Source organism: Actinoplanes sp. NPDC051633, assembly GCF_040681735.1.
In the GTDB taxonomy this organism is placed as follows: domain Bacteria; phylum Actinomycetota; class Actinomycetes; order Mycobacteriales; family Micromonosporaceae; genus Actinoplanes.
The window spans coordinates 1-2,541 of record NZ_JBFAZH010001115.1 but is presented as its reverse complement, the minus strand read 5'-3'; the positions used below and the strand labels follow the sequence as shown (position 1 = coordinate 2,541).

Annotated in this window: 2 protein-coding genes; one reads left to right on the top strand and one right to left on the bottom strand. The window is 67.3% G+C overall.

Going from position 1 to position 2,541, the window contains the following annotated elements:
• Positions 1–174 precede the first annotated feature (174 nt).
• Complete coding sequence (locus tag AB0M20_RS37750; protein WP_364305624.1) at positions 175–990, bottom strand: DeoR/GlpR family DNA-binding transcription regulator; 816 nt, start codon at positions 988–990, stop codon at positions 175–177.
• A 245-nt stretch (positions 991–1,235) separates the two neighbouring features.
• Between AB0M20_RS37750 and AB0M20_RS37745 the strand changes: the two genes are divergently transcribed.
• Positions 1,236–2,528 (top strand): sugar ABC transporter substrate-binding protein, encoded by a 1,293-nt coding sequence (locus AB0M20_RS37745; RefSeq protein ID WP_364305621.1) that lies wholly within the window; start codon positions 1,236–1,238, stop codon positions 2,526–2,528.
• Positions 2,529–2,541 lie beyond the last annotated feature (13 nt).

The following is a 2,541-nucleotide window of genomic DNA, read 5'->3' as shown; positions in this document are numbered from 1 at the left end:
CGTCCACCCCAACGGTGACGTGCTCGCCATCGCCGCGGCGCTGCAACAGCCCTGGGCCACGGTCGTGCTCTCCGGGGCCGCGACCGTCGCCCAGCTCGACTCGAACCTGGGGGCCGAGACGCTGGCGATGCCCGCCGACCGTTACTGGGCCGACCGGTCACACCTGCCGTGGAGTTAGCCCTTTGACGCGGGCGTGATCAGCTCCACCTCGCTCGCCGCCAGGGCGTCGCGCAGGTCCGGCGGCGGCGTCGCGTCGGTGATCAGATAATCGGCCGCGCTGAGCTCCGACACCTGGGCGAACAGGCGGCGGCCGAACTTCGAGGAGTCGGCGAGGATCGCCACCCGGGCGGCGCGCGAGATCATCTCCTGCATCATGGCCGCCTCGGCGAGGTTGCTGGTCGTGTAGCCGGCGTCCGCGGCAACCGCGCCGACGCCGATCAGCGCGAGGTCGCAGCTGATGTCGAGGTCGGCGCCGCTGTTTGCCCGGAAGCTGACCGGCCCGATAGTCGCCAGCGTGAGCGAGCGCACCGCCCCGCCGAAGAAGTAGATGTCGCGGATCGCCGTGGGTGGCAGCGCGCCCGGCACCAGCAGGTTGTTGGTCGCCACGGTGAGGTCGCGGTGCTGGCGCAGCTCACGGGCCAGCGCGAGGGTGGTCGTACCCCCGTTGATCATGATGGTGGAGCCGTCCTGCACCAGCGCCGCGGCCAGCGCCGCGATCTTCTCCTTCTCCTGCTCCTGGATGGAGAGCCGCTGGTCGACCGCGCGGTCGGTGCGGGAGATGGTCGACAGGCTGACCGCACCGCCGTACGTGCGCACGAGGACGCCGTCGGCACTGAGCTGGTCGAGGTCGCGCCGCACGGTGTCGATCGAGACCCCGAAGCGCTCGGCCAGCTCCCCCACCGTGACCTGGCCGGTTTCGGCGACATACGCGGCCAGCTGAGCCTTACGCCCGGCCGGCAGATGGCGCTGCCGCTCGTCCCTGTCGCTCACCGCATCCCCCTCGTCAGTGCGGCAGTATGCCACAACCGCGCACGCGTACTGCACAAAGCTGCTCAGAACAGCGGACGGCCGCACCCCCGTTCAGCCGCTTCACCTGGGCCTCCGTGCCCCTGACGCAAGAGTATGCCGTACTTCGCAGTTTTTTGCTGTTCTTTCCTTGTACGACGACGTAACACGCTGCTAACGTCAGCTCAACCCGGCAGAGAACAGAAAGATCTTGATAGAAGGAGCACGCCATGGCGGTACGCGGAAGCCGAACGAAACGATTGATAGGGGCACTGACCGCGGCCGCGCTGGTCGCCTTCGCAGGAGCGTGCGGGTCGGGTGACGACTCCGGCGACGCGGCCTCGTCCGGCCCCGTCGAGCTGGAGTTCGCGCAGTGGTGGGGTGCCGAGCTCCCGGCCGGGGAGTTCGACAAGATGATCGCCGACTTCACGACGGCCAACCCGAACATCAAGGTCAAGCTGCTCAGCGCGCCGTACGCGTCGACGAAGCAGCAGCTGGTCACCGGCGCGGCCTCGAAGACGCTGCCCGACGTGGTCGGCCTCGACGGCGCCTGGGTCAACGACTTCGCCAAGCAGGGCGCGATCGCCGACCTCTCCAAGCTCATGGAGGACGCGAAGTACGACCCGAGCGAGCTCGCCAGCACGGTGCAGTACAAGGACAAGACGTACATGATCCCGGTGGTCAACTTCGTCTACCCGCTCTTCGTCAACCAGGATCTGCTGACCAAGGCCGGCGTCAGCAAGGTGCCCGGCACGCGCACGGAGTTCGCCGACGCGGCGAAGAAGATCAGCGCGAGCGGCGGCAACGTCAAGGGCTGGGCGCTCCCGCTCGACACCGCGGTGCCGAACGGCATCCAGAACGACGTGATGTCCTGGCTGTGGGCGTCCGGCGGCTCGATGCTCAAGGACGGCAAGCCCAACCTGCAGAGCCCCGAGGTCAAGAGCGTCGTCGAGTACGTGAAGAGCCTGAACGACGCCGGCGTCATCGCACCCGGCGCGCTCACCATGAAGGAGCAGGACAAGGTCGAGAAGTTCGCCACCGGCCAGGTCGGCATGATGATCGACTCGCTGGCGCACATCAACCTGATCAAGAAGAACAACCCGGACCTGAAGTTCACGGTCGCGCCCCTGCCGGCTGAGGACTCCTACACCGGCAAGCGCGGCCTGCCGTACGCGTCCTGGGGGATCGGCGTCTCGAACTCGACCGAGCACAAGGCCGAGTCCTTCAAGCTCGTGCAGTACCTGATGAGCAAGGAGGTCAACGCGCAGCTGAGCACGATGGCGAACGGCTTCCCCGGCAACAAGACCGCGCAGCCGGACCTCTCCAAGAGCGACCCGCTGTTCAAGACCGCGTTCGAGATCTACCAGGAGGGCACCCCGGCGAACGAGTTCACCGGCCTGCCCAAGTCCGAGGACCTGATGCGCACCTTCGACGAGCAGCTCCAGCTCGTGCTGACGAACAAGTCGAGCGTCGACGACGCCCTTGCCAAGTCCCAGGAAGCCTGGTCCTCGGTCATCGAGTAGTCCGCCCGGATGC